Origin of the sequence: Corallococcus sp. 4LFB, assembly GCF_046520365.1 — a bacterium.
Classification (GTDB): domain Bacteria; phylum Myxococcota; class Myxococcia; order Myxococcales; family Myxococcaceae; genus Corallococcus; species Corallococcus caeni.
Map to the genome: position 1 here is coordinate 1 of NZ_JBKGHJ010000631.1, position 4,093 is coordinate 4,093.

The 4,093-nt window shown below is 73.5% G+C and carries 4 protein-coding genes; 1 reads left to right on the top strand and 3 read right to left on the bottom strand.

What is annotated here, in order from left to right:
* Positions 1 to 62: 62 nt before the first annotated feature.
* Together ACLEQD_RS38410 and ACLEQD_RS38415 are read right to left on the bottom strand one after the other, a co-directional pair.
* Positions 63 to 491, bottom strand: a complete 429-nt coding sequence (locus ACLEQD_RS38410; protein ID WP_410390807.1) for a hypothetical protein — start codon at positions 489 to 491, stop codon at positions 63 to 65.
* Between the two features lie 122 nt (positions 492 to 613).
* Entirely contained in the window at positions 614 to 1,861 is a 1,248-nt protein-coding gene (locus ACLEQD_RS38415) for a metallophosphoesterase (protein WP_410390808.1), read from the bottom strand.
* Positions 1,862 to 2,408: 547 nt separating this feature from the next.
* Between ACLEQD_RS38415 and ACLEQD_RS38420 the strand changes: the two genes are divergently transcribed.
* Complete coding sequence (locus ACLEQD_RS38420; protein WP_410390810.1) at positions 2,409 to 2,780, top strand: DUSAM domain-containing protein; 372 nt, start codon at positions 2,409 to 2,411, stop codon at positions 2,778 to 2,780.
* A gap of 42 nt (positions 2,781 to 2,822) precedes the next feature.
* Here the strand turns inward: ACLEQD_RS38420 and ACLEQD_RS38425 are convergent.
* Positions 2,823 to 4,093, bottom strand: a 1,271-nt coding sequence (locus tag ACLEQD_RS38425; protein WP_410390811.1) for an MYXO-CTERM sorting domain-containing protein, incomplete at its 5' end; no start/stop codon positions are given.

Here is a 4,093-nt window from a genome sequence, read left to right on the forward strand (position 1 = left end):
CTCCAGGCCGGACTTCTTGCCGATGTCGTTGATCTGCGCGAGCAGCTCTTCCATGCGGGGAGTCACGGACGGCTTGCGGATTGAGCGAGGTGGGGAGACCCCAAGGACCCTCTCCAGGAGCGAGCGCAGCTCACCGGCGCGCCAGGCCGGCCGAGTGCGAAGTGGGTGTGACAGGCCGTCGGGAAGGTGGCGCTCGCTTCGGGACGGAAACCGGAGGACAGCAGGATGCGCGGGCCGTGGAAGCCCCGGTCCACCAGCCGGCAGAGGAAGTCGCTCACGACGCGGCGATCCGCGTCCAAATCCAAAACCAGCCCGTCCACCGCCACGCCCAGGTCCAGCCGCCGGTCCGCCGACGTCGCCCCCAGCGCCGTCACCATCCGGCACCCCAGCCCCACCTCCCGCGCCACCGCCAGCCGGACTTCAGGGGCCTCGGAGACCACCAGCAGCACCGGCGCCGCCTTCCCCGTCCGGGGGGCCGCGATCGGGACCACCGCCCCGCGCCGCGCACCCGGGACCGCGGGGGCCGTGGGACGGCTGAAAGCGAATTCCGGGACAAGGAGGGAAGACGGTGCGGTAGCCACGTCCCCAACAATAAGCAGCAAGAACGGAAATATCAAGCTTGGCTTGAATCACCGCCAGAACGGGGAGTTCCCACCAGGGTGAGGGCGGCGATCTCCGGGGCGGGGCCCAGGCGCAAGGGGGGGCCCCAGTAGCCGGTGCCGCGGTGGGTGTAGACCCGGGTCCCGGCGACGGTGGCCAGGCCCTTCACGACGGGCTGCTGGAGCTTCACGAAGAACATGAAGGGGAAGATCTGCCCGCCGTGGGTGTGGCCGGACAGCTGGAGGTCCACGCGCAGGCCCTCCAGGGACAGGGCGGTGCGGGGCTGGTGGGCCAGGAGCAGCCGGGGCACGTCCGGCGGGGCGCCGGCGAGCGCGAGGTCCGGGCGGCTCTCCAGCGGCGGGTCGATGTGGCCCGCGTCGTGGTCGGTGACGCCGGCGACGACGAGCCGGGCGCCGCCGCGCTCCACGACGCGGTGCTCGTTGGTGAGGACGGTGAGGCCCAGCCGGGCGACCTCGGCCATCCAGGCGCGGGCGCCGTGGTAGAACTCGTGGTTTCCGGTGACGTAGTAGACGCCGAGCGGGGCCCTGAGCGACGCGAGCGGCGTCATCTGGTCGCGCAGCTGGTCCACGGAGCCGTCCACCAGGTCGCCGGTGATGGCGACGAGGTCCGGCTCGAGGGCGTTGACCTGCTCCACCACGCGCTGGAGCCACACGCCGTCCAGGGTGGGGCCCACGTGGACGTCGGACAGCTGCACGACGCGCAGGCCGTCCAGGCCCGGGCCCAGGTCCTGGAGGGCCACGGTGGTGCGCTCCACGCGGGCCCTGCCGCGCGCGGTGACGAAGGCGAAGGCCACGGCGGGCACGACGGTGCCCAGCACGGCGGCCGCGCGCCCCCGGGCGAGCGCGTGCATGTCGGTGACGGTGCCGGACAGGGACAGCGCGGCGCCGACGACGTCGGAGGCCAGCACGGCGGTGAGGAACACGCCGAAGGCGCCCAGCCACAGGTAGGCGCCCCACTGGATGACGCGGGAGAAGCCGGTGGGCTCGCGGCGCGCGGCGCGAAAGCCCGCCAGCAGGACGAGGTAGCACAGGCCCAGCAGGCCCCAGCCCAGGGCAGCCCAGGGAGCGGGCCAGCCGGGGGCGGTGAAGAGGCGCAGGCCGATGTAGACGTGCAGCGCGGTGGGCAGGCCCAAGCCCAGCAGCAGCGACAGCCCCCACCGCCAGCCCGGAGCCCGGGCCGAGCGCCGGGACCGCCGCGAGGGAGCTTCTTCCGAGGACACGTCCGTCGTCACGCGCGCCACCCTGTCGCCCCGGGAGCCGGGACGCCTTCGAGCGCGGGAAGATAACGGCCACCCCCACGCCGCGCCCGGCGTCGCGCGGTAGGGTCCGTGAATCATGACAGCCCCGAAAGCCGCACCCTGGAGGCGCCACCTCGCGTCCCTCCTCGCGGTCGCCGCCCTCGCCGGGTGCTCCAGCGGCGCCCACTCCTCCGCGAGCACGCGCGACCTGTACGCCCAGGCCACCTGCGTGGACTCCGAGACGTGCTGCATCCAGCACCACCCGGCAACCCCGCGGCGTGCGGACTCACCGCCGCCGAAGCCGCTGCCATCATGGCTGCCGCCACTGGCGCCACCGGCACGCACGGCAGCTCCGAAGCAGACGTGAACGACTACGTTGACGACCCACGCTTGCCGGAGTGGAAGAACCGGTGCATCCGGAACTGGAACGCATGCGCGGACGGTCTGTTCTCCGGTCCCTGCACGGACTGCCTGCGCAGGTGCGAAGGACAGCATGACTGGCCGCTCGACATGTGCCGCCCTGCCAGACCGAAGAAGCGGTGAGGACCGAATGAGCACACCCGATTGGAGCCCGTTCCGCGACCTCGCCCGGCGCGTCCTGCGCGAGGATGCGCCGCTGACGCTCACGGACGACGTGCGCGCCCTCATGCTGCGCACTGCGAAGGAAGTCTCCATCCCCGACGCCGAGGCGGCATTGAGCACCCGCGCGGGAGCGCTGGCCCTGGTGCGTGAGGCAGAGCGCCGCATCGCTGAAGGGTCGAACCGCCTGACAGACGCGCTGCACCGGATGTGGAAGTTCCAGCGACAGGGCGACTACGACGAAGCGCGCCAGCAGATGCGCGAAGTGCTGGCCGTCGAAGTCGTCCCCTACTACCGCGAGCTTGCGCTGGAGCAGCTTGACGACATGGCCGACGCGCCGTGACCCGCCCCGCTCCGGATCATCCGGAGCAGGGCGCGGGGCGCTTCAGCTCCGCGCGCGGCGGCGGCGCGCCAGGGCGCCCAGACCCACCAGCGCCCAGACGCTGATCATCCCCGCGGGCGCGGTGCCGCAGCCGCAGCCCACGTCCAGGTCGGTGGGGCCGCGCACCTGGAAGCCCACCTCCGGGGACCGAGGCCCCGCCTCGCCCTCCGCCGTCACCGCCTGCGCGACGACCGTGTGCGCTCCCGTCGCGAGCGCCTTGTCCGCCGTCAGGATGTGCCGGAAGACGCCTTCGTCGTCCGCGGTGGCCGTCGCGAGCGCCGTGCCATCCAGCTCCAGCCGGACAGACGTGCCGGGCAGCGCCACGCCCACGAACATGAAGGTCGGATCCACGGTTGCGCCCTGCTCGGGCACCAGCACCATGGGCATCGCCGGATCCGCCGTGCCCGCGTCGCCATCCGTTCCGCCGTCCGCGCCGGGCACCACCACCTCGAAGCCCACGACGTCGGAGTACGGTCCGTCATCGCCCGCCTCGTTGTGCGAGTGCACCGTGACCTTGTGCGTCCCCACGCTCAGCGGCGCCGAGTCCGGCACCTGGAAGCGGAAGCGCCCCAGCAGGTCCAGCGGCACGATGTGGTCCGGCCCGTCGTCGATGACCACGCCCACGTTCACGCCGTTGGCCGCGGTGCCGGCGAACAGCGGCGTGGGCCCCACCGTGTCCCCGTTGCCGGGCACCACCAGCACCGCCATCTGCACGACGCCGCCGTCCGCGAGCACCACCGCGGGCGTGCTGAAGCGCACCGGCGTGGACGGACGGCTCGCCACGCCCAGCGACTCCGACCAGGCGACGACGTCGTGCGCGCCCGCGACCAGCGGCGTGAGGGGGTCGTAGGTGAAGCGGCCGTCCGCCCCCGGCACCGCCGCGCCAATCTCCCGCCCGTCCACGACGAGGTGGACGACCGGCCCGTTCGTGCCCGCGGTCCCCTCGAAGCGCGGGCGCGTGGTGGTGGACGCCGCATCCGACGCCGGCGCCGTGATGACCGGCGTGACGGGCACCTGGAACGCCTCATCCACCTGCTGCACCGTCCCGGCGGACGTGCCCCCATCCGGAGTGCCGGCATCCGGCGCCGTGGAGGCCGGCGTCGCGCCGTAGGAGCCCGCGCCCGGATAGGCGGACACGCCCGCGTTGCCCGCGCTCACGTTGGCGGAGCACGCGACGCTCTTCGCCTGGATGAACACCCGGCCTCCGGCGCCACCACCGCCCGGCCCGAAGGGCAGCTTGTCCAGCCGCGTGTCGCCGCCCGCGCCCCCCCCGC

Bases quoted from the DNA above. Each gene is read 5' to 3' on its own strand.
- ACLEQD_RS38420 (WP_410390810.1), top strand. From the start codon at position 2,409: ATGAGCACACCCGATTGGAGCCCGTTCCGCGACCTCGCCCGGCGCGTC.